25 protein-coding genes are annotated in these 22037 nt (G+C 69.0%); 9 read left to right on the top strand and 16 right to left on the bottom strand.

The window, feature by feature from the left end:
- Positions 1-16 precede the first annotated feature (16 nt).
- Positions 17-436 carry a hypothetical protein gene (locus tag ACK4E3_RS08130; RefSeq protein WP_409698957.1) on the bottom strand — a complete coding sequence of 140 codons (420 nt, stop codon included), beginning with the start codon at positions 434-436 and terminating at the stop codon, positions 17-19.
- Positions 437-612: 176 nt separating this feature from the next.
- Between ACK4E3_RS08130 and ACK4E3_RS08125 the strand changes: the two genes are divergently transcribed.
- From ACK4E3_RS08125 to ACK4E3_RS08110, 4 genes are all read left to right on the top strand, one after another.
- Positions 613-1578 (top strand): ABC transporter ATP-binding protein, encoded by a 966-nt coding sequence (locus ACK4E3_RS08125; RefSeq protein ID WP_409698954.1) that lies wholly within the window; start codon positions 613-615, stop codon positions 1576-1578.
- Entirely contained in the window at positions 1575-2903 is a 1329-nt protein-coding gene (locus ACK4E3_RS08120; protein WP_409698951.1) for an ABC transporter permease, read from the top strand. Before ACK4E3_RS08125 ends, ACK4E3_RS08120 begins: the two co-directional genes overlap by 4 nt.
- Positions 2900-4357, top strand: a complete 1458-nt coding sequence (locus tag ACK4E3_RS08115) for a TIGR00341 family protein (protein ID WP_409698948.1) — start codon at positions 2900-2902, stop codon at positions 4355-4357. The genes ACK4E3_RS08120 and ACK4E3_RS08115 overlap by 4 nt, the downstream gene beginning before the upstream one ends.
- Positions 4358-4442: 85 nt before the next feature.
- Positions 4443-5192 carry a hypothetical protein gene (locus ACK4E3_RS08110; RefSeq protein WP_409698945.1) on the top strand — a complete coding sequence of 250 codons (750 nt, stop codon included), beginning with the start codon at positions 4443-4445 and terminating at the stop codon, positions 5190-5192.
- On the opposite strand, the gene ACK4E3_RS08105 is transcribed toward ACK4E3_RS08110, so the two are convergent.
- The 12 genes from ACK4E3_RS08105 to ACK4E3_RS08050 all read right to left on the bottom strand — a co-directional run bounded on the left by ACK4E3_RS08105 (position 5189) and on the right by ACK4E3_RS08050 (position 15169).
- Positions 5189-5677: an RNA pyrophosphohydrolase gene (locus ACK4E3_RS08105; RefSeq protein WP_409698942.1), complete on the bottom strand. Its 489-nt coding sequence runs from the start codon at positions 5675-5677 to the stop codon at positions 5189-5191. The two genes, ACK4E3_RS08110 and ACK4E3_RS08105, sit on opposite strands and share 4 nt — an antisense overlap.
- On the bottom strand, positions 5674-6873 hold the full coding sequence (locus ACK4E3_RS08100; protein WP_409698939.1) for a divergent polysaccharide deacetylase family protein: 1200 nt from the start codon (positions 6871-6873) through the stop codon (positions 5674-5676). Before ACK4E3_RS08100 ends, ACK4E3_RS08105 begins: the two co-directional genes overlap by 4 nt.
- An 83-nt stretch (positions 6874-6956) precedes the next feature.
- Entirely contained in the window at positions 6957-8306 is a 1350-nt protein-coding gene (locus ACK4E3_RS08095) for a S41 family peptidase (RefSeq protein ID WP_409698936.1), read from the bottom strand.
- Positions 8307-8414: 108 nt separating this feature from the next.
- Positions 8415-9527: a murein hydrolase activator EnvC family protein gene (locus ACK4E3_RS08090; RefSeq protein ID WP_409698933.1), complete on the bottom strand. Its 1113-nt coding sequence runs from the start codon at positions 9525-9527 to the stop codon at positions 8415-8417.
- A 4-nt stretch (positions 9528-9531) separates the two neighbouring features.
- Positions 9532-9996: a 23S rRNA (pseudouridine(1915)-N(3))-methyltransferase RlmH gene (rlmH, locus tag ACK4E3_RS08085; protein ID WP_409698930.1), complete on the bottom strand. Its 465-nt coding sequence runs from the start codon at positions 9994-9996 to the stop codon at positions 9532-9534.
- A gap of 15 nt (positions 9997-10011) precedes the next feature.
- A complete protein-coding gene (gene rsfS / locus ACK4E3_RS08080) occupies positions 10012-10398 on the bottom strand; it encodes a ribosome silencing factor (protein ID WP_409698927.1) in 387 nt (128 codons plus the stop codon).
- Between the two features lie 72 nt (positions 10399-10470).
- Positions 10471-11130 (bottom strand): nicotinate-nucleotide adenylyltransferase, encoded by a 660-nt coding sequence (locus tag ACK4E3_RS08075; protein WP_409698924.1) that lies wholly within the window; start codon positions 11128-11130, stop codon positions 10471-10473.
- A 120-nt stretch (positions 11131-11250) separates the two neighbouring features.
- Positions 11251-12309 (bottom strand): GTPase ObgE, encoded by a 1059-nt coding sequence (gene obgE / locus ACK4E3_RS08070; protein ID WP_409698921.1) that lies wholly within the window; start codon positions 12307-12309, stop codon positions 11251-11253.
- 103 nt (positions 12310-12412) lie between these two features.
- Positions 12413-12940 (bottom strand): GNAT family N-acetyltransferase, encoded by a 528-nt coding sequence (locus ACK4E3_RS08065; protein WP_409698918.1) that lies wholly within the window; start codon positions 12938-12940, stop codon positions 12413-12415.
- Between the two features lie 161 nt (positions 12941-13101).
- Complete coding sequence (gene rpmA / locus ACK4E3_RS08060; protein ID WP_409698915.1) at positions 13102-13371, bottom strand: 50S ribosomal protein L27; 270 nt, start codon at positions 13369-13371, stop codon at positions 13102-13104.
- Positions 13372-13481: 110 nt separating this feature from the next.
- The gene (rplU, locus tag ACK4E3_RS08055; protein ID WP_409698912.1) at positions 13482-14132 is read right to left on the bottom strand and encodes a 50S ribosomal protein L21; all 651 of its coding nucleotides are present in this window, start codon (positions 14130-14132) and stop codon (positions 13482-13484) included.
- Between the two features lie 128 nt (positions 14133-14260).
- Entirely contained in the window at positions 14261-15169 is a 909-nt protein-coding gene (locus tag ACK4E3_RS08050; protein WP_409698910.1) for an ion transporter, read from the bottom strand.
- Between the two features lie 244 nt (positions 15170-15413).
- Here ACK4E3_RS08050 and ACK4E3_RS08045 point away from each other — a divergent pair, with 244 nt between their 5' ends.
- From ACK4E3_RS08045 to ACK4E3_RS08035, 3 genes are all read left to right on the top strand, one after another.
- Positions 15414-15812 carry a (deoxy)nucleoside triphosphate pyrophosphohydrolase gene (locus tag ACK4E3_RS08045; RefSeq protein ID WP_409701178.1) on the top strand — a complete coding sequence of 133 codons (399 nt, stop codon included), beginning with the start codon at positions 15414-15416 and terminating at the stop codon, positions 15810-15812.
- Positions 15813-15884: 72 nt separating this feature from the next.
- Positions 15885-16142 (top strand): Flp family type IVb pilin, encoded by a 258-nt coding sequence (locus tag ACK4E3_RS08040; protein ID WP_409698907.1) that lies wholly within the window; start codon positions 15885-15887, stop codon positions 16140-16142.
- A gap of 514 nt (positions 16143-16656) precedes the next feature.
- Positions 16657-17064 carry a hypothetical protein gene (locus ACK4E3_RS08035; protein ID WP_409698903.1) on the top strand — a complete coding sequence of 136 codons (408 nt, stop codon included), beginning with the start codon at positions 16657-16659 and terminating at the stop codon, positions 17062-17064.
- Position 17065: 1 nt separating this feature from the next.
- On the opposite strand, the gene tkt is transcribed toward ACK4E3_RS08035, so the two are convergent.
- Positions 17066-19069: a transketolase gene (gene tkt / locus ACK4E3_RS08030; protein ID WP_409698900.1), complete on the bottom strand. Its 2004-nt coding sequence runs from the start codon at positions 19067-19069 to the stop codon at positions 17066-17068.
- Between the two features lie 162 nt (positions 19070-19231).
- On the opposite strand from tkt, the gene ACK4E3_RS08025 reads away from it, so the two are divergent.
- Both ACK4E3_RS08025 and ACK4E3_RS08020 read left to right on the top strand, forming a co-directional pair.
- On the top strand, positions 19232-19495 hold the full coding sequence (locus tag ACK4E3_RS08025; protein WP_409698897.1) for a hypothetical protein: 264 nt from the start codon (positions 19232-19234) through the stop codon (positions 19493-19495).
- A complete protein-coding gene (locus ACK4E3_RS08020; RefSeq protein WP_409698894.1) occupies positions 19495-19806 on the top strand; it encodes a cell division protein ZapA in 312 nt (103 codons plus the stop codon). The genes ACK4E3_RS08025 and ACK4E3_RS08020 overlap by 1 nt, the downstream gene beginning before the upstream one ends.
- Here the strand turns inward: ACK4E3_RS08020 and ACK4E3_RS08015 are convergent, their stop codons facing one another.
- Together ACK4E3_RS08015 and accD are read right to left on the bottom strand one after the other, a co-directional pair.
- Positions 19807-21075, bottom strand: a complete 1269-nt coding sequence (locus ACK4E3_RS08015; protein WP_409698891.1) for a bifunctional folylpolyglutamate synthase/dihydrofolate synthase — start codon at positions 21073-21075, stop codon at positions 19807-19809.
- A gap of 24 nt (positions 21076-21099) precedes the next feature.
- The gene (gene accD, locus ACK4E3_RS08010) at positions 21100-22014 is read right to left on the bottom strand and encodes an acetyl-CoA carboxylase, carboxyltransferase subunit beta (RefSeq protein ID WP_409698887.1); all 915 of its coding nucleotides are present in this window, start codon (positions 22012-22014) and stop codon (positions 21100-21102) included.
- Positions 22015-22037 lie beyond the last annotated feature (23 nt).

Below are 22037 nucleotides of genomic sequence, written 5' to 3'. Positions count from 1 at the left end.
GCCACGCCTCTGTCACCTAGGGAGCGGCATCGCCCGCGATCAGGGCACGGTTTCCCGGCCCGGAAAGCGCGCCGGTCAGCCATCCTGCCCCCGCCATCAGCAGCGGCGCCAGCACCATGAACCACAGCGGGTGGGGCATCTGGACCAGCACGCCCACGGCCCCCACGATCATGACCCCGGCCACGACCCAGGCGGGCCAGCTTCCCTCTCGCACGAAGCGCACCGCCACCAGCGCACCTGCCATCACTCCGACCACATAGCCCAGCAGCAAGATCACGAGCGCGCCCGCTGGCGCCTGCATGGCCATGGCGTGATCGTCCCCGCCCCACTGCGGCGGCGGCGGAAAGACGTAGTTGGCCACCAGCTCCCACGCCATCATCACCACAAAGGCGGCGATGACGCCCAGAATGCAGCCTGTGATGCGGCGCAATTCCATGCTTGCCCTCCCCTCCGACACGCTGCCGGGTCCGGTCAGGCCGCAATCTCCGCCCGCAGCGGTGCCGCGTCAACCACGCCTGTCTTTCACGAACTTCACTGGCAGCGCGCAGGCGCACACGCTAGTCAGGAAGCCTGACCGGGTTCCGGCCCTCTGACCCGCACTGGCAAGGTTTGATGACAGACACACCCGCCCTCAGCCTCATGAACCTCACCAAGCGTTTCGGCACCGTGCCGGCCGTCAGTGATCTTTCCTTCGATGTGCCGCGCGGCTCGATCTGCGGCTTTCTGGGGCCGAACGGGGCGGGCAAGACCACCAGCATCCGCATGATCCTGGGCCTGACCGAGCCAAGCTCGGGACGCATCTCGGTGCTGGGCGCGCCGGATGCGCGCCGCGTGCGCAGGCGCATCGGCTTTCTTCCCGAGGAGCGCGGGCTCTACAAGAAAATGACCCCGGTCGATGCCATCGCCTTCTTCGCCAGCCTGAAGGGCATACCCTCGGGCGAGGGCCGCCGCCGTGCGCGTGCCCTGCTCGAAGCCCAGGGCCTCGGCCATGCCGCCAACCGCAAGATGAAGGCCCTGTCCAAGGGCATGGCCCAGAAGGTCCAGCTTCTGTCCGCCATCGCCCACGAGCCCGAGTTCGTCATCCTCGACGAGCCCTTCTCGGGTCTCGATCCGGTCAACCAGCAGGGCCTTGAGGCCACCATCCGCGAGATCGCCGCGCGCGGGGCCACGGTGCTGTTCTCCACCCATGTCATGCAGCACGCCGAGCGTCTGTGCGACAAGGTCGTGCTGCTGGCCCACGGTCGCAAGGCGTTCGAGGGCACTGTGGCCGAGGCGCGCGCCACCGCCCCGCGCCATCTCGATCTGGTCGGCGCGCTAAGCGAGGCCGATGTGGCGGCCCTGCCGGGCGTGGCCTCGGTCAGCACCATCCCCTCGCCCGCGGGCGAGCCCCATGCCCACTTCCGCGCCGCCCTCGCCCCCGGTGCCACCGGTCAGGAGGCCCTGCGCCAGGCCTTTTCCGGCGGGCTCGACATCCAGCGCTTCTCGCTGCTCGAGCCCAGTCTGCACGACGCCTTCATCGGCCTGACGGGCATTTCGCCCGATGCCGACACCGCCGCCCGCCCGGAGAGCGCCGCATGATCCGCACCCTGCTCATCGCCCGCCGCGAGTTCATGGCCTATGTGCGCACCTTCGGCTTCTGGCTGTCGCTGCTGGCCCTGCCCTTCTTTGCCCTGCTGGGCAGCCAGCTTCCCGGCTTCATGCAGCGCGCCGAGCCGGTGCGCACCATCGCCATCATCGAAACCGACCGGGCCGAGGGCCTGCGCGAGGCCGTGACCGTCGCCATCACCCGCGAGCAGGCGCGCCGCGCCCGTGCCGCAGCCGGCAGCGGCGGGCTGATCGAGGCGCGCCCCCTGGTCAATCTGGTCGAGGCACCCGCCGATCTGGCCGCCAGCCCCGATCTGGCCCGCGACACGCGCCCGTGGCTGGACGGCGACCAGCGCCTGCCCGGCAATGTCGAGCTGGAAGCCGTGGTGGTGCTCGACCGCACCGACAGCGGCCAGCCCACCGCCACCGTCTGGTCCGCCTCGGCCTCCGACCGCTCGGTCGAGCAGGCCATGCGCACCCTGCTCACCGACGTCCACCGCCGCCAGACCTTGCAGGGCGCGGGCGTGTCCGAGGCCCTCATCGCCGACGTGGACGGCTTCAGGCCCGAGATCGAGGTGTTCTCGCCGCGCTCGGCCTCCGGTGCCGAGGTGTCGCTGCGCGACCGCCTGCCGGGCATTCTCGGCTTTGTCATCGGTATGCTGCTGTGGTCCTCGGTCCTGACCGGATCGAGCATGCTGCTCAACTCGGTGATGGAGGAAAAAGCCAACCGCGTGCTTGAAGTGCTGCTGTCTTCGGCCTCGGCCACCGAGATTCTGGCCGGCAAGGTGCTGGGCGTGGCCGCCCTGACACTGACGGTTCTGGGCGTGTGGGGCGGGCTGGGCATCGCGGTCGCATCCGTCGGCGCGCCCGAGATCGCCAGCGAGGTTCTGGCCGTGCTGGGCCAGCAGGGTCTGGTGGTCTATCTGCTCATCTATCTGGTCGGCGGCTATCTGATGTATGCGGCCATGTTCACGGCCATCGGCGCCTTCTGCGAGACGCCGCGCGATGCCCAGACCCTGATGGGTCCGATGATGCTGCTGCTGTTCGTGCCCGTGTTCGTCATGCAGCTGGCCATCCGCAATCCCGATGCCGCCCTGATCAAGACCCTGTCTTGGGTGCCCTTCTTCACCCCCTTCCTGATGAGCGCGCGCGCGCCCTCCCAGCCGCCCCTGCCCGAGATCATCGGCACCATCGCGGTGATGCTGGTCAGCACGGCCCTGGTCCTGTGGCTGGCGGGCAAGGCGTTCCGGGCGGGCGCACTGTCCACCTTCCGCCTGGAGTGGAAAAGCCTGCTGGCTCTGGTACAGGGGCGTCGATGAACGACAGCCCGCGCCGCAACCGCCCGCTGACGGCCGCAGGCCTCGTGCTGCGCCATCTGGTGCGCGAGGGCCGCCGGGGTGTCGATCACGCCTCGGTCTCGGCCCACGTCTATGGCGAGGGTGCCCTGTCGGGGCGCTACATGGTCATGACCATCATCTCGGCCGGCATCGCCGTGCTGGGCCTGATGCTGTCCTCGCCCGCCGTGGTCATCGGGGCGATGCTGGTCTCGCCCCTGATGGGGCCGATCATCGCGCTCGGCTTTTCGCTGGCCCTGCTGGACTGGGACGAGATGAAGCGCGCCATCAAGGCGCTGGCCATCGGGCTGGGCGCGGCGCTGCTGGTGGCCTTCATCCTGACCCTGCTCTCGCCGCTCAAGGAGCCGACCAGCGAGATCCTGGCGCGCACGCGGCCCAATTTCTTCGACCTGCTGGTGGCGGTCTTTTCGGGGGTGGCGGGCGGCTATGCCGTGATCCGCGCGCGCGGCGAGACCATCATCGGCGTGGCCATCGCCACGGCCCTGATGCCGCCCATCGCCACCGTGGGCTTTGGTCTGGCCACGGGCAGCCTGATCATAGCGGGCGGGGCCTTCTTCCTGTTCATGACCAACCTGCTGGCCATCGCCTTTGCCGCGACCCTGACGGCCAGCTTCTACGGCTTTCGCCCCCACTACCGCGAGCGCCCGCGCCCCTGGCGTGCGCTGGGCGTCATCAGCGTCTTTCTGGTGCTGTCGGTGCCGCTGATCTTCTCGCTGGCCTCCATCGGGCTGGAGAGCCGCGCGGCAGGCGAGACGCGCCGCACGCTCGATGCCCTGTTCGCGGATGCCGGGGGCCAGCTCAACTCGCTCGACGTACGCGCCGATGGCCGGGCGCTCAGCGTTCGCGCCCTCATCAGCACGCGCCAGGTCATTCCCGATGCCGAGGCCAGCCTGGCCGAGCGCCTGGGCCGCCTCACCTCCGACAGCGTCGAGGTGCGCCTCGATCAGCTCGTGGTCTCCGACCCCGGCGCGGTGCGCGCCGCCCAGATCGCCCAGAGCCTGCTGCGCCAGCGCCTTGTCGATGCGGTGCCCTTCGCCACCGAGTTCGTCACCTTCAGCCCCGATGACCGTCTCGCCGTGGTGCGCCTGCGCGCCGATGCAGGCCTCGATCTGGCCGCCAGCCGGGCGCTGGAGCGGGCGCTTGCCGAGCGCTTTCCCGACCTCACCGTGCGCCTGATCCCGCCGCTGCGCCCGCCCGGCACCCTTGCGCTGTCCGACGCCGCCACCTTGTCCGACACCCTGTGGGCGCTCCAGCGCTGGCAGGCGCGTATCGCCCTGCGCCACTGTCCCTCGGGCAGCGAGGGCGAGCTGTCGGACGAGGCCCTGCGCGAGCGCATCGGTCAGGCAGGCATCGTGATCAGCGCGACCGAGGCCCCGCCCTGCCCCTCGGCCGGCGTAGCGGTGCTGGCTCTGGACTAACGCCCCGCGTGCAAAAAGCAATGTTCAGGGTTGATTTCGACTCCGAAAACATTGTTCGTTGTCGGCTCAACGGGGGGCCTGAGGGATGTCTTACAAGTGCGGAAAGCGGAGCAAATGCCGCCCTCGGCCGGATTGGCTCGATCCCCATCAGTGGCAAGCTTTCCTCCGTCGTGACGAACGCAAATTTGATCAGGGCGCCGTTGGGAAAAAACCGAGCTGCCTGATCCTATGCCACCCCATAAAAAAGAGAATCAATCGGCAGGAGCTCCGAAACATTTGCAAGTCCGGCAACATTAGAAGCATGACATGGAAACAGTTTACTTCCATCTGCGCTTGGGGCGGTATTATTAATGGAAACTATCACTCAGCAATGCAACAATGGGCGAATTGGAGTCAATTCAGGAGAACGTTAAGGCGTAGCAATAGCCTGGAGGATATCTATAATAGCTTCATCAATGAAAGAAATATAGAATCCATCAAAGGAATACGCGCCGCCTATGCTACCAAGATAATAACATTTATGCGGCCAGATCTCAATCCATACATCATGGATCAGTGGACATCAAAGGCAATAAATGTTTTGTCCCGCAAAAATCGTCGTATAAATTTTAAGTACATCGGAAAGTACCTGTCCGACAATAATACCGCAGGTGATTACGTCTTGTTTTGCGAAAGAATGAAACAATTAACCTGTCTTTATCATCGTCAGAAATGCCTCCGCAAACACCAAAGCGAAGCCGAGCGTGCTGACTGTTTTGAAAGTAGACTGTTTGGTCGCGGGGGCAGTAATCGTTCACGTTGGCGGCAATACGTTATACGGAACAGCCAAACCTAGCGACCCGCTAGCGGCCCGAAGGCCTCTGCCACCGCCTCATAGACCGCGCGTTTCCACGGAATGATCAGGGCGGGCGTCGCCGCCAGCGCCTCCCAGCGGAAGGTCTCGAACTCGCGCGGGGGCACGGCATCGAGGTCGAAGTCCGCGTCGTTTCCCAGCCAGCGGAAGGCGAACCACTTCTGCTTCTGGCCGATCCAGCCCCGGCCCGCCTGATCGGGGCGATCGGCGATGTCGGGCGGAAAGTCATAGGCCAGCCAGTCGTCGATGGCGCCCAGCGGCTCAATCAGCGGCGCGCGTGCGCCGGTCTCCTCGTAAAGTTCGCGCACGGCGGCCTCGATGGGGCTCTCGCCCTCGTCCATGCCCCCTTGCGGAAACTGCCAGCACCACGGCTCGGGCGCGCCCGCGCGCCGTCCCAGCCAGACCTGACCCTGATCGTTGAACAGCACACAGCCCACATTGGGCCGATAGCGCGTCAGGTCCCTCATGCGCTGGTGCGGCCGGGCCTGCGTGCCAGGGCAGAGGCCGGGGCCAGCTGGATGCCGCGCCCCTGCAGCCCCTCGATCCAGCGCGCGGCCGCCTCGACCGTCACCGGATAGGAAAAGCCCGTGCCCAGCGCCTCGCCGCTCTCGCGCGCCGCAGCCTCCAGCGCACCCAGCTGGGCGAGGATGGCCTCGGGGCTCTGCACCTCGTCGATGATGCGCGTGGCGCTGGCGCGCGAGAAGGCGCCGGTGCGCCTGCGCGCCGTGCCGTCGTCGATGAAGGCGAGGCCGCGCTGGCGCAGGATGCCCATGAAGCTGTTCATGCCCTGATCCGAGGTGACGAAGGCGTCGCCCAGATAGTTGATCACGCCGAAATAGCCGCTGGCCCGGCCCATCAGCCATTCCATGCGCCGCTGGATGTCCTCGCCCGAGGCCTGGGCCAGCAGGGTATAGGGGCCGGGATCATTGTCGGGATAGCCCTGGGGCTCCATCGGAATCTCGATCAGCACCTCGTGGCCGTTGGCGCGCGCCAGATCGATCCAGGCCTGAAGGCCGTCGGCATAGGGCACGAACGACAGCGTCACTTCTGGCGGCAGGCGCTCGATGGCGGCGCGGGTGGTGGCCGCATTCAGGCCCAGCCCGCCCACCACCAGGGCCACGCGCGGCTGGCCATTGGGCGTGAAGGGCCGTGCATAGGCCTGGGCCGGGGCGCGCCCGTCGCTGGAGATCACCGGCAGCGGCCCGCTCGGTCCCGGCTGGGACAGGCCGCTGATGGGCGCGGGCGTCAGTGGCTCGGCGCGATGGCGCACCGTGCCCGACACCGCCGCATAGCCCCCTTCGGGCAGGGTGATCAGGGCCTCGCCCCCTGCACCAAGGGCATCGGGGTCATAGTCGCCGCTCATCAGGTCCGAATAGAGCCCGTAGGTATCAAAGCCGAAGGCCTCGGCTCCGGTGGGTGCGCTCGCGGCCTCGGGGCTCTGGCGTTGCAGGCCGACGCGCGCGCTCGGTGCGCCGGCAAAGGGGTCGCCCAGCACGGCGATGAAGGTGGCCGCCGAGCCGATCAGCACCAGCGAAGCCAGCGCTGCTGCCACGGGCGGGCGCGAGATCTGGCGCATCAGGCGCGCGGCCATGGTCCTGAACCCGCGCTCGGGCGGGGGCAGACCGGCAGTGGCAGCGAGGGTGGACTGGCGCTTGGCGAACATGGACCGCAAAGATCGGCTGGTGGCAGGCAGAAGAACTCCAGCCGATCCTTGAAGCCAGTCGGTTAAGAAAGCCTAACGCGCCATTAGGGCTGTTCGCCCGCATTGGCCGCGACCGTCAGGCTCTCGGCGGTGCGCTCGGGCACCGGGGTCAGGCGCGCCAGATTGCCGCCCACCTCCAGCAGGTCGAGCGCGCGGCGCAGCTGGAAGTCCTCGTCCGCCGGGAAGTCGTCGGCGGGCACCTCGCGCGGCACGTGCGGGCCGCGCCGCTCCTGTCCGATGGCGGAATCGAGCGCCGTCGAGAAGGCGGCCTCGCTGTAGATGAAGGTCGAGCGCGAGACGAGGCGCGCCTCGGCCACCGAGCGGGCCACCTCCAGGTCGGGCTCGATGCCGATCTTCTGGATCGAGCGGCCCGACGGGGTGAAATAGCGCGCCGTGGTGATCGACAGGGCACCGTCGCGGCCTCCGCTCAGCGGCAGCACGGTCTGGACAGAGCCCTTGCCGAAGCTGGTCAGGCCCACCACGGTGGCGCGCTGGTGGTCCTGAAGGGCACCGGCCACGATCTCGGAAGCCGAGGCCGAGCCATAGTTGATGAGCACCACCAGCGGCGCGCCGTTGATCATGTCGCCGCGCGTGGCCGAATAGCGCTCGATCTGCGAGGCCGAGCGCCCGCGCTGACTGACGATCTCGCCGCGATCGAGGAAGGCGTCGGTCACGGCGATGGCCGCGCTCAGCAGCCCGCCGCCGTTGTTGCGAAGATCGAGCACATAGCCGCGCAGGTTCGGGTTCTCGCGGCGCAGGCGTGCCAGCGTCTCGTTCAGCTCGCGCCCGGTGTTCTCGTTGAAGGTGGCGATGCGGATATAACCGAAGTTGCCCTCGACATTGCCGCGCACCGACAGCACCCGGATCACCTCGCGCGTCAGCACCACCTCGCGCGGCTCCTCGCCCTCGCGCAGGAAGGTCACGCGCACCTCGGTGCCCGCCGCCCCGCGCAGGCGCTCGGAGACCTCCGAGACCGACAGGCCCGCCGCGCTCTGGCCCTCGATGGCCGAGATGATGTCGCCCGCCTGCACGCCCGCGCGCGCAGCCGGAGCCTCGTCCATGGGCGAGACCACGCGCACCAGACCGTTCTCGCTGGTGATCTCGAGGCCCACGCCCGAGTACTGGCCCTCGGTGCGCTCACGCAGGTCCGAGAAGTCGTCCGGGCTCATGTAGGAAGAATGGGGATCCAGCGCGCCCATCATGCCCTTGAGCGCCGCCTCGATCAGCTTGCGGTTGTCGACCTCGACCACATAGGCGCGCTCGACCAGCGACAGCACGTCCCCGAACAGCTCCAGCATGCGGAAGGTCTCGGAGCGCGCCGTCTGGCTGGCGACAGCGGCGGCACTTCCGCCGAGGGCCAGGACCGCGGCACCGATCAGGAGCAGTTTGCGCATATTGGGAACTTTCATGGCGCTGGAGAGGGTGAAGGCTGGCTATGCCCTCATAGAAGGTTGAACAAAAGACCAAAACAAGGCCGCTCGCCCGTGCAGATACGCATAAAATCAGCGTTCCGCGCGCGCCTCAAGCCATCGTGATGGATCGACCGTGGCGTCCTCGCGCCGCAGCTCCAGATAAAGCTCCCCGCCCTCGCCCGCCATGACGCCCAGACGCTCGCCCTCGCGCACGCTCTGGCCGGCGCGCACCTCGCTGGCGGCAAGGCCGGTCAGCACGATGCGCCAACCCGCCCCGAGGCGCACGATCACCACTTCGCCCCAGCCCCGCAGCGGTCCGGCATGGTCGATGATGCCGTCCGCAGGTGCCGTCACCTCCGCTGCCGCCCCGGTGCGCCAGCGCCAGCCCGAACCCGTGCCGCCATAGCGCGCGATCACCTCGCCGCGCACCGGCGCGCTCAGGTGCCTGCGCCCGCCGGGCAGGGCATGGCGCGAGACCCGCTCCGCCTCGCCCTGGCGCAGGGCGGGCACGGCCATGTTGCGGGCGCGAAGCTGTCCGGCCAGGGCCTCGGCCTGGCGCTCCACGCGCGTGATCTCGGCCTCCAGCACCGCCTCCAGCGCCGCCGTCTCGGAGATCAGCGCCTCGAGGCGGCCGCGCCGGTCCAGCCGGGTGCTCTCGGAAAGGAAGAGCTGCTCGGAGTTCAGGGCCACATGGCGGCGGGTGCGCAGCAGGGCCTGATGGCGCTCGCTCAGCACGCCGTGGCGCTCCATCAGCTCGGGCACCATGGCCTGCATCAGGGCCACGGCGCGCGCGGTATCCAGCGTGGTCTGCGAGGGCGCCACCAGCACGGGCACGGGGTCCAGGGTAAGCTGTTGCAGGCTGGAGAGCACCCGCATCAGGCGCCCGCGCTCGCGGCTGAGCGCCACCATCAGCTCGGCTTCCTCGGCGCTCAGCCGGGCCAGCCGCGCGCGCTGTTCGGCCAGCACGGCGTCGCCCGCACCGTCCCCGGAGCCGAGGCGGGCCAGTTCCTCGCGAAGCTTCTCCAGCTCGCCGGCCGCCTCGCGCGCATCGTGGCGAAGGCTCGCGGCGCGCGCCCGCTCGTCCAGATAGCGGGCCTGAAGCGTGTCCGTCCCGGTGCGCTGACCGGCGGCCGCCCCGGCCAGGGACGCCATGAGGAGCGATGCGATCAGGGTCAGGGCGCGCCTGCCGACGGCAGTCCTCATCGGCTCAATCCCTGTGATAGGGGCTGCCCGCCAGGATCGAGACGGCCCGGTAGAGCTGCTCGGCCAGCATGGCGCGCGCCAGGGCGTGGGGCCAGGTCTTGCGGCCCAGAGACAGGCTTGCACTGGCGCGGGCCAGCACCTCGGGCGGGTGGCCGTCAGCCCCGCCGATGGCGAACACCACCTTGCGCTCGCCCTGATCGCGAAGGGCGGCCAGCATGGCCGCCAGCGCGCGCGAGGGCTCGTCTCGGCCGTGCTCGTCACAGGCGATCAGATGGGCCCCCTCGGCCGCCTTGAGGATCAGCGCGCCTTCCGCCTCGCGCCCGGGTTTTCGCGGATCGAGATCGAGCAGTTCCACCGGACCCAGCGCCAGCGGTCGCCCGGCCAGGGTGGCGCGGTGGGCATAGTCGTCGGCGAGCTGGGCTTCAGGCCCGCGCCCGGCCCTGCCGATGGCGGCGATCACCAGACGCACGGGCCGCCCCTCAGGTCAGCTGGCCGAGGCGGTGCGGTGGGCGGAATCCACCGCCCAGATCTTTTCGAGATTGTAGAAGGCGCGCACCTCGGGGCGGAACAGGTGCAGGATCACGTCGCCCGCATCGATCAGCACCCAGTCGCAGTGCGGCAGGCCCTCGACGCGCGCCTTGCCCAGACCCGCATCTTTCAGAGCGCGCAGGATGTGATCGGCCAGCGCGCCCACGTGTCGGTGGGAGCGGCCCGAGGCCACGATCATGGTGTCGGCCATGGGGCTCTTTCCGGTCAGGTCGATGACGACGATGTCCTCGGCCTTGTCGTCCTCGAGGCGGGCGGTGATCAGCCGCTCGAGGGTCTTGGCGTCGGGCGCGGCTGCAACAGGCGCAGCGGCGGAAGGGTTCACGGGTTGCGCGGACGGCGCAGCGGGAGCGGACAGCGGATTACTCCAGACGATGGCAGACAGGCCTTCAGCCTATCACGACTTGGGTGCGCCGTCACGCGCACGCAGGGCCGTGCTCGAGGCCGGGTTCAGCGGGGCGCGCAGGTAAACCCAGGCCGGTGTCGAACTTGTGGCCAGAGTGGCGGCACGGCTGGAAGGCACGCGGGCGCGGGCGAAAACCCTGGCGGCGGGCGACAGGCGAGCGTCGATCAGCGATCCGGGCCGCGCCACCACCGCCACGGGCATCAGCCGCATGATGTCGCGCCAGCCGCGCCAGCGGTGAAAGCCCGCCAGATTGTCCGAGCCCATGATCCAGACGAAGTGCACGCCCCGGTGCCGGGCCTTCAGCGCCATGAGCGTGTCGATGGTAAAGCGCGTGCCAAGGCGGCTCTCCACGTCCGAGACCTGCATGGAAGGCCCGCGCGCCAGGCGCGCCGCATCCTTCATGCGCGCCTCAAGGCTCGGCGCCTTGTCGCTTTTCAGCGGATTCTGGGGCGAGACCAGCCAGACCACCCGGTCGAGCTGCAGGCGCACCCGCGCGGTCTCGGCCACGTGCAGGTGCCCCTCGTGGGCCGGATTGAACGAGCCGCCGAACAGACCGACCCGCTGGCCTGCGCTCAGGTTCAGACCATCGCGGAGGCAGACGCGCCCCAGTCTGGGCACGCGCGTGCTGGGACCGGCTTGATAGAGGGGCACGCGAGGCTCCGGGCGGGACTTATGCTCACGCCTGCCCTAACACGGCGCGCCGACGCTGTCGCCTGCCGCTTTCGGGGCGGGCTTTCGGGGCGCTGTCAGGGCGCTGTCAGGGCGCGCGCCTTACGGGCTCCAGCCTTCGGGCGAGGGCGGCGCCGCGTCCTCGTCATGGTCCCCCACGCTCTCGCCGCGCGCGCGGCGCACCTCCTTGTAGGCGGCGCGCAGCAGGGCCGTGACCCCCTCGCCCGACACGCCCGAGACCATGTGCACCCGCTTGCCCGACGCCGTCTCCAGCGCCTCGCGCCGCGCGGTGCGCTCGGCATCGTCAAGCGCGTCGATCTTGTTGAGCGCGATCAGCTCGACCTTTTCGCCCAGGCCCTCGCCATAGGCCTCCAGCTCGGTGCGGATGGTGCGCCAGGAGGCCACCACGTCCTCGGCGGTGCCGTCGATCAGATGGATCAGGCTTGCGGTGCGCTCCACATGGCCGAGAAAGCGCGTGCCCAGCCCCGCACCCTCGCTGGCGCCCTCGATCAGGCCGGGAATGTCGGCGATCACGAAGCGCTCGCCCGCCGACAGGTCGACCACGCCCAGATTGGGCGCAAGGGTGGTGAAGGGATAGTCGGCGATCTTGGGCCTTGCTGCGCTGACAGCGGCCAGGAATGTGGACTTGCCTGCATTGGGCAGGCCCGCCAGCCCGACATCGGCGATCAGTTTCAGCCGCAGCCAGATCCAGCGCTCCTCGCCCTCCTGGCCGGGATTGGCATGGCGCGGTGCCTGATTGACCGGGCCCTTGAAATGCAGATTGCCCCAGCCGCCGTTGCCCCCCTTGAGAAGCCGCAGCCGCTTGCCCGCCACATCCATGTCGGCGATCAGGGTTTCCTTGTCCTCGTCCAGCACCTGGGTGCCCACGGGCACTTTCAGCACCACGTCCTCGCCCTTGGCCCCGTGCATCTGGCGGCCCTGGCCGTGGTGGCCGGTCTGGGCCTTGAAGTGCTGCTGATAGCGATAGTCGATCAGGGTGTTCAGCCCCTCGACCGCCTCGATCCAGACATCGCCACCGCGCCCGCCATCGCCCCCGTCGGGGCCGCCGTACTCGATGTATTTCTCGCGCCGGAACGACACGGCCCCGCCGCCGCCGTTGCCCGAGCGGATGTAGATCTTGGCCTGGTCGAGAAACTTCATGGCTGGGCTTATGACAAAGGCTGACGAAAAGCGCGAGCCCGGCGTTGCCGCCGGGCTGCACCGTTGAGGCTCATGGCCGGATCAGGCAGATCGGGCCGCCCTTTCAGGCCAGCCAGATCATGGAGCGGCTCTCCACCGAGGCGCCGCGCGCCAGCGAGTGCTGCATCTGCCGCGCACCCGTATAGAGAAAGCCCGCCTTGGTCAGAACGCGGCCCGAGGCGGGATTGTCCACGAAGTGACCCGCCGTGACCGCACGCCGCTTCCAGTGCCTGCGCACGAACGCCAGCGCCGCCTCGCACGCTTCGGTGGCCAGCCCCCGGCCCCAGAACGGCCTGCCGATCCAGTAGCCCAGCTCCGGCACCTCGCCGCCCGACAGCGACAGCACGCCGACCGCGCCGTGATCCTCGTGCTCGATCACGAAGGTGGCCTCGCGGCGCGGGTCCGAGGCGGCCACATCGTCGATGAAGGCCATGGCCTTCTGCCTGTCGAACGGATGGGGCATCCGGCAGGTCATGCGGGCGATCTGCGCATCGTTGCCCAGGGCGGACAGACGCGGCGCGTCGCTCACTTCGGGAGCCCTCAGGATCAGCCTCCGGCTCTCGATGACGGGACTGGTTTCGATCACGCACATGACACTCACCCTCGCTGTCGGCCGATGCCCGGGCCGACGTTCAGGGCGGGGAACAAGAAAGGGGAGCCCGGCGATCCGGACTCCCCGCAGAAAATTTCTTTTCCCTGTCCGGATCGCTGCTTTTGGGCGCGCGATCCGGGGAGTTGGCAGCTACCCTCGCGCTATTCGGCGGCTTTCGGTGCCGGCATGACCGACACGTAACAGCGGCCGCCACGCTTGGTGGTAAAGCCCACCGAGCCGTTCTCGAGCGCAAACAGGGTGTGATCGCGGCCGATGCCGACGTTGTCACCCGGATGGAACTTGGTGCCGCGCTGGCGCACGATGATGTTGCCGGCCAGCACGCGCTCGCCGCCGAACTTCTTCACGCCAAGGCGCTTGGATTCTGAATCGCGGCCGTTACGCGAAGAGCCGCCGGATTTCTTGTGAGCCATGGGTGCGCTCCGTCTTTCCTAGTGCGCCATCGCTCGGCTCGCGGAGCCTCGCTGCTTGAGCGCGTGTCTCAATAATAGTGTCCGGGCGACGAGAGCGCCACCCGGGCGGATCATTCCTTGTCGGCCTTGGGGTCGGCCTTGGGATCGGCCTTCTTGGGCGCAGCCTTCTTGGGTGCAGCCTTCTTTTCGGTGGCCGCTTCGGCCTTGGCCTCGGCCTTCTTGGGCGCAGCCTTCTTGGCAGCGGGCTTTTCGGCAGCGGGCTTCTCGCTGGCAGGAGCCTCCTGCGCCTTCACTTCGGCCTTGGCTTCAGCCTTCTTGGGCGCAGCTTTTTTCGGCGCAGCCTTGGTCCCGGCGGCTTCCTCGACGCGAGGGGCCAGACCGCGCGCACGCGCGTTCATTTCGGCCTTGGTCATCAGGCTGACCTCGCCGTCCCACTTGGCGCTCTCGTCCGCACCCTCGATGCCGGTGATGCGCAGCACGCTCTCCATCTGGCGATGACCCTTGGTGCGGCGATAGCCCTGGCGGCGGATCTTCTTGAAGATCTTGACCTTCTCGCCCTTGCGGGTTTCGATCAGGGTCGCAGCGACGCTGGCGCCGTCCACCACGGGAGCGCCGACACTGACGCCCTTGTCACCGCCCAGCATGAGGACTTCACCGAACGACACGTCCGCGCCGGGTTCACCGTCCAGCTTTTCGACGACGATAACGTCACCCGGTTGGACCCGGTATTGTTTGCCGCCGGTCTTGATCACCGCGTACATGGAAAGCCTCAGCGTCTAAGCAAAAAAGTTTGCGCCCGCGAGCGGACCCGCGGGCGAAGGACGGCGATCTATACGGAAGCGGGGGCCTGAGTCAACGGCAATCCTTGGCTTCAGGCAAGAGCCAGGCCTCAGCGCGACGCGAGCTGTGCGCGCAGGCTCTCCATCTCGCCGCGCAGGGCGCGCAGCTCCTCGATCACCCGCGCCGTTTCGTCCGCAGAGGCCTGCCGCAGGCCCTCGCGCTCGACCGCTGCGCGGCGCAGTTCGGCCTCGACCTCCTCGTGCTCGGCCTTGATCAGCGCGTCGTGCTCCTCCTGCATGGCGCTGACCACCACGCCGATGAACAGGTTCAGCATGGTGAAAGCGGTCGCCAGAATGAACGGCACGAAGAAGGCCCAGGCGTAAGGATAGACCTCCATCACCGGGCGCACGATGCCCATGGACCAGCTCTCCAGCGTCATGATCTGGAACAGCGAATAGGCCGAGGCCCCGAGGCTGCCGAACCACTGCGGGAACTGCTCGCCGAACAGCATGGTCGCCATGACCGACGCCACATAGAAGATCAGCCCCAGCAGCATGACGATGGCGCCCATGCCCGGCATGGCCGAGATCAGGGCCGATACCACCTTCCTCAGCGACGGTGCCACGGTGATCAGCCTCAGCACCCGCAAGACCCTCAGCGCGCGCAGCACCGAGAAGGCACCCGTGGCGGGGATCAGCGCCACGCCCACCACCACGAAGTCGAACACGCTCCACGGATCGCGGAAGAACCTGAGCCGGTGCACATAGAGCCGCGCGGCGATCTCGGCCACGAAGATGGCCAGCATCACCTTGTCGGCACCCATCAGCAGCGGGCCGACGCTGGCCATGACCCTCTCGCTGGTCTCCAGGCCCAGCACGATGGCGTTGAGCACGATCACCAGGGTGATAAACGTCTCGGTGCGGCGCGATCCGGTCAGGCGGGCCAGGCGCGCGCGCAGGCCCGCAGCGGCGTGCTGGCGGTTCCCGTCGAACAGGTCGGGCGGCGTGTCTTTCGTCATGGCGTCGGGCTCGGGGTCTGCGGGAGGGCCGCTCGGGCCCGCCCCTCGATGATGCAGGCCCTATGTGCGGGCTCGGCCCGTCAGAATCCAGCCCCCCAATCCAGTCCCCAAAACCTGTCCCCAAAACCTGTCCTTCGCCGGGCGCGTCCATGCTATCTGCGCGGTCATGACGCCCCCTGCCGAGACCCCGCCCGAAACACTGTCCGAAACACAGTCCGGCCCCGCGGCCGCCGCCGAGCCCACACTGCCGCTCGTCCTGGTCGTGGCCTGCGCCCTGATCGATGCGGACGGGCGCGTGCTGATCGCCCGGCGCCCCGAGGGCAAGGCCATGGCGGGGCTGTGGGAGTTTCCCGGCGGCAAGCTGGAGCCGGGCGAGCGGCCCGAGGATGCCCTGGTGCGCGAGCTGCACGAGGAGCTGGGCATAAGCGTCACCCGCGCCTGCCTCGCGCCGTTCGTGTTCACCAGTCACGGTTACGATTCCTTTCATCTGTTGATGCCACTTTATCTGTGCCGACGCTGGGAAGGTGTCATCACCAACCGGCACCATGCGGCGCTGAAGTGGGTCAGGCCGTCTGACCTGCGCAACTACGAGATGCCCCCTGCGGACATCCCCCTGATCGCCTGGCTGCGGGATCTGCTCTGACCTCGCCGAGGTGTGCTCGCCGGGGCCGGGTCCACAGGCGACGAGAGAGAGGGCCCCGTGCAGCAAGCCCCCGTGCAACAAGCGCCCCTGCAACAAGGCCCCGTGCGCCGCGACCCCCTGCCCTGTTCTGCCGCCCGCCTGCACCATCGCGCCGCGCGACTGGTCCGACGCTTCGCGCGCGACCGCTCGGGCGCGACGGCGATCGAATACGGCCTGATCATCTCGCTGATCTTTCTGGTCATCGTGGGCGCGGTCACCGCGTTTGGCAATCACGCCACCGATGTGTTCAACACCGCCGCGGAAGCCATCGCCTCGGCCATGAGCGGCTAGGCGCGCAACTCTCGCGCCCGACTGCTCGCGCCTGTAATGCGTGCGGCCACGCCCGTGAGCGGGCACCGGCCCTTGGAAAATCACTTCTGAAATCAGCCGCCTGACACTGCGGGTCGGCAATCTTCGCGCACCAGGGCGGGCGCGGGCCACGCTTGGGGTGCCCCTTCGGCATGGGAGAGCGCGCAAGGCCTTCGCAGCTTGTGTGCCGGGGGCGGCGCGAGAGGTGCGGGGCACTTTCTGGCCCCTGTCGAAAGCAGGGGTGTCCGCTCTGGCGTCAAGGCCGCCGGAGCGCCCGCCGGCAGCGAAAGCGCAAGTTCGTGAAGAGCGAGCCGCGCCTGGCCACCGCAAAACCTCCCGCGGTCAGATCAAGGGCGCGCGCCGAAACGGTCCCTCGCCTCAACATCCGGGCGCGTGCACCGGTCCGGCCGGACTCTCCCGCCTTCACCCCGCTGGCCAGCGCCCGCGGGGCCGCACGCGCAGCGCAACCTGCACAAACACCGGGAAAGAGCCGCTTATGAGCCGCCGACAGTCCTTTGCCCGTCTCGATCAGGATCGCTGGGCGCTGCGCGTTCGCCAGCACTGGCTGGAATGCGGCGGGGGCCTGCGCGAGCCCCTGCCCGATGCAGGCGAGTATCGCGCGGCCGCCAGGGCGCTGATCGCCACCGGCATCCGCCCGCCGCCGGGCGTCGATCCGCTCCAGCCGCCCCAGGCCGAGGTCATGGCGGAGATCGGGGACTATGACGACGAGGTGCGCCAGCGCGAGGTGCTGATGGCGCGTATCCACCACATCATCGCGCGTATGCAGGCCCGCCACGACCGGCTCGGCCCGGACGCCGATGCGGGCCTCACCGATGCGGACCTGCGCGCCATCTACTGGCACGAGGCAGCAGACGGGGACGACGAGCCGCCCCCTCGGCCCTGACTTAAAGCCGCGCCCTTGCCGCCGCGACCACGGCCTCGGCCGTGATGCCGAAGTGGGCGAACAGGTCCTCGAACGGCGCGCTGGCCCCGAAGCCGTCCATGCCGACAAACGCGCCATCCTCGCCGATGAAGCGCTCCCAGCCCATGCCCACGGCCGCCTCGATGGCGATGCGCACCGTGCCCCGGCCGATCACCTGCGCCTGATAGTCCGGGCTCTGGGCGGCAAACAGCTCGAAGCTCGGCACCGAGATCACCCGCGTCCCTATGCCCTCGGCCTCAAGGCGCTCGCGGGCGGCCATGGCGATGGCCACCTCTGTGCCCGAGGCGAACAGCGTGACCTTCGCCTCATCGCTGGCCGCGCGCAGCTCATAGGCGCCCAGACGGCACAGGTTCTCGCCCGCCCCGTTCCCGGCCTGCTCGCGCACCGCCGGTGTCTTCTGGCGCGACAGGGCCAGCACCGAGGGCGTGCCTTTGGCTTCCAGCGCGATCTGCCAGCACTCCAGCGTCTCGACCAGATCGGCGGGGCGCAACACATTGAGGTTCGGAATGGCGCGCAGGCTGGCCAGATGCTCGACCGGCTGGTGCGTCGGCCCGTCCTCGCCAAGCCCGATGGAATCGTGGGTCAGCACATGGATCACCCGCACGCCCATCAGGGCCGCCAGACGGATCGCCGGGCGCGAATAGTCTGCAAACACCAGAAAGGTGCCGCCATAGGGAATGATGCCCCCGTGCAGCGCCATGCCGTTCATGGCCGCCGCCATGGCGTGCTCGCGCACCCCATAGTTCACATAGCGACCATGATAGTCCGGCGCGTCGAAAATGGCCGTGCCCTTGACGAAGGTGTTGTTCGATCCGGTCAGGTCCGCCGAGCCGCCGACCAGCTCGGGCACGGCCCCGAACAGGGCCTCCAGCGCCTGTCCCGACGAGACGCGCGTGGCCTGCGCCGGACCGGCTTCGAGCGCGCTGGCGCGCGCGGCCTCCAGCCCGGCAAAGGCTTCCTTCGGCACGGTGCCGCCCATGGCCTGCTCGAAGTCCGCGCGCAGGGCGCTGTCCTTCAGGCGCGCCTCCCACGCCTTGCGGTGTTTCGCGCCGCGCCGCCCGACCGCCTTCCAGGCCCGCGCCAGATCCTCGGGCACATCGAAGGGCGCATGGGTCCAGCCCATGGCCTCGCGCGTGGCCGCGATCTCGGCCTCGCCCAGCGCCGCGCCATGGGTCTTGTGGCTGCCCGCCATGCTGGCTGCGCCCTTGCCGATCACGGTGCGACAGGCGATCAGGCTGGGCCGCGTCTGGCGCATGGCCCACTTCATCGCCGAGAGAATCTGGCGCTGGTCATGACCGTCGATGGCCCTGACCGCCCAGCCCGCCGCCTTGAAGCGCGCCAGCTGGTCGCCGCTCTCCGACAGGCTGACCGCACCGTCGATGGTGATCTCGTTGTCGTCCCAGAGCACGCACAGCCGGTCCAGCTTCAGGCGCCCGGCCAGGCTGATGGCCTCGTGGCTGATGCCCTCCATCAGGCAGCCGTCGCCCGCGATGACCCAGGTTCGGTGATCGACCAGATCGCTGCCGAAGCGTGCCGCAAGATGGCGCTCGGCCATGGCCATGCCCACCGCCGTCGCCAGCCCCTGCCCCAGCGGTCCCGTGGTGGTCTCGACCCCGTCCAGATGGCCGTATTCGGGATGCCCCGCCGTGGGCGAGCCGAGCTGGCGAAAGCGCGACAGCGCCTCGCGCGTCGCCTGGCGATAGCCGGTCAGATGCAGCAGCGAATAGAGCAGCATCGAGCCGTGCCCTGCCGACAGCACGAAGCGGTCCCGATCGGGCCAGTCGGGGCGCGAGGCATCGAACTTCAGCACCTTGGAGAACAGCACCGTGGCCACGTCAGCCATGCCCATGGGCATGCCCGGATGGCCGCTGTTGGCCTTCTGCACCGCATCCATGGACAGCACCCGGATCACGTCGGCCATGCGCGAGAGGGAAGGCCGGGCGGGTGTTGCGACGGAATCAGGCACGGGCGAGCCTCATCAAATGGGGGCCGGAAGGGACGAGAATGCGGATGCGCCGCTTTACCCCGAGGCGACTTCGGGTTCTATACGTATTTGAGACTGTCCCGGACCAAATCCGCCCCGGCACGCCCCTGCCGGGTGCCGCTAGCCTCGAGCCTCGCTGGTTTCATGACCGACGCCGCCCCAGCCCCGAGCCTGAACGCTGCCGCCGAGCGGCTGTCGCGCGCCATCGGAACCCTGGAAAAGAAGGCTGCCGCACTGAAGGCCCGGGCCGAGCGGGCCGCCGAGGACGACCTGTTCGCTCCGCTGCGCGCCGACGATGCCAGCGCCGCGCGCATCAGCGAGCTGGAAGCGGCCGGGCGCGAGGCGTCCCTGGCCCTGTCGCGTGCCTCCGACACCCTGCGCGCCCTGATCGCGGCGGAGGGCGGCTGATGGCCACCGTCACGGTTCAGGTCAACGGCAGGCCCTATGCGGTCGGCTGCGCGGACGGACAGGAAGAGCGCGTGCGCGCCCTGGCCCGGATGTTCGACCAGCAGGTCGCCGCCGTGGCCCGCGATGTCGGACAGGTCGGCGACATCCGCCTGTTCCTGATGGCCGCCCTGATCCTCGCCGACGAGCTGCACGAGGCGCGCCACGGCGGTCAGGGTGAGGCCCCCGCACCGGGCACCGATTTCGAGCGCCGCGCGGCCTTGGCCATCGAGGATGCCGCCGTGCGCATCGAGCGGCTCGCAGCGCGGCTCTGATCAGTCGGGCCAGGTCGCCCGGTCCGCCGCCAGCACCTCGCCCGCCAGATAGAGCGAGCCTGCAATCACCACCCGCCCGGCGCCCGCTTCGGCGGTGCGGCGCACCGCCTCCAGCCAGTGCCCGGCGACGTGAGCCTCGATGCCCAGCGCCCGGGCCTTTGCGGCCAGAGCCTCCGGTGCGCTCGCCGCGCCTGCGTCGAACGGCGTGAAGAAAATCGGACAGGCCAGCGTGGCCAGAGGCTCCAGATAGCCTGCCGCATCCTTGGTGTTCAGAAGCCCGACCACCAGAGCCAGCGGGCGCTCGGGCATGGCTTGCAGCGTCGCCGCCAGCGCCCGGGCCGCGTGCGGATTGTGCCCGCCGTCAAGCCAGACCTCGGGCGCGAGCCCGGCCGCGGGGCCTGCGCGAAGGCGCTGCATCCGCGCTGGCCAGCGCACCTGCTCCAGCCCTGCGGCGATGGCCTCGTCGTCAAGGCCCAGCTGCACCGCTGCCTGTATGGCCACGGCGGCATTGCCGGTCTGATGGGCACCTGCCAGCGCGGGCAGCGGCAGGTCGAGCAGCCGGTCCTCGCCCTGAAAGACGAGACGCCCGCCCTCCAGGCGCGCATGAAAATCCTCGTGCTCGATCCGCAGCGCGCTTCCGGCCCTCGCGGCGGCGCGGGCGATCACGTCCCTGGCCTCATCGCGCTGGTGAGCACAGATCACCGGCACGCGAGGGCGGATGATCCCGGCCTTTTCGGCGGCGATACCGGCGATGTCGTGGCCAAGATATTCAGCGTGGTCGAGATCGACCGGCGTGATGAGGCTCACGGCCACCTCGCCCAGCACATTGGTGGCATCGAGCCGCCCGCCCAGCCCCACCTCGATCAGGCTCAGGTCTGCAGGGCGCTCGCTCATGGCCAGAAAGGCCATGGCCGTCGTCGCCTCGAACACGGTCGCGCCGATGCCCGCGCGGCTGATGGCGGCCTCGACCCGCGAAAGGTGCCGCTCGATCTCGGCATCCTCGATCAGACGGCCGCCCAGCCGGATGCGCTCGTTGAACCGCACCAGATGCGGCGATGTATAGGCGTTGACGCTCCAGCCCTGCGCCTCGGCCATGGCCCGCAGCATGGCCAGGGTCGAGCCCTTGCCGTTGGTGCCCGCTATGTGAACCGAGCGCCCCAGCGGGTCCTGCGGATGGCCCAGCGCCGCGCACAGGGCGCGCATGCGCTCCAGCGACAGGTCGATCTTCTGTGGAAGCCGGGCCAGCAGGCGCTGCGAGATCGGGTCCATCAACGCCCCTTGGTGCGCAGCCGCTCAGGCCGCGCGTTCACGCCCGTCCATCAGCATGGCCATCAGCGCCGCCAGCACCTCGGGCAGATCGGCGCGCGCGACCACCTTGTCGACCATGCCCTTCTCGACCAGATACTCCGAGCGCTGGAAGCCCGGCGGCAGCTTTTCGCGGATGGTCTGTTCGATCACGCGCGGCCCGGCAAAGCCGATCAGGGCGCCCGGCTCGGCCAGATGCACATCGCCAAGCATGGCATAGCTCGCCGTCACCCCGCCCGTGGTCGGATCGGTGAGCACGACCAGATAGGGCAGCTTCGCCGCCTTCAGTTCCTGAATGGCGAGGGTCGTGCGCGCCATCTGCATCAGCGACAGCGCGCCTTCCTGCATGCGCGCGCCGCCTGCCGCCGTGAAGCAGACCAGCGGGCACCCCCGCTCGATCGCCGCGCGGGCCGCCGCGATGAAGCCCTCGCCCGCCGCCATGCCCAGCGAGCCGCCCATGAAGGTGAAATCCTGCACCAGCACCACACAGGGCACCTCGCGAACCGTGCCATATCCGATGCTCATGGCATCGCGCGAGCCCGTCGCCCGGCGCGCTGCGGCCAGACGCTCGCGATAGGGCCGCCCGTCCGAGAACTTCAGCGGGTCTTCGGGCACTTCGGGCGTCTCGATGCTCTCGAACTCGCCGTCATCGAAGGTGAACTTCAGGCGCGTGGTCGCATTGATGCGCATGTGCCGGCCCGAGGGCGTCACCCACAGGGCGCTCTCCAGATCGGGGCGATAGATCATCTCGCCGGTGTCGGGATCCTTGACCCACAGATTCTCGGGCGTGTCGCGCCGCCCCACGATCTTGCGCACGCCCGGCGCGATGCGGGCGAACCAGCCGCCGCGTTTTTCGGGCTGGGCCTTCGGAGCGGGCTTCTTGTCGTCTTGCCTGTCGATCATGGCGTTTCCCTAGAAGGATTTTT

The sequence above is a fragment of the Brevundimonas sp. genome (assembly GCF_046299595.1).
Taxonomy (GTDB): domain Bacteria; phylum Pseudomonadota; class Alphaproteobacteria; order Caulobacterales; family Caulobacteraceae; genus Brevundimonas.
This window is presented reverse-complemented; position numbering and strand designations above follow the sequence as displayed.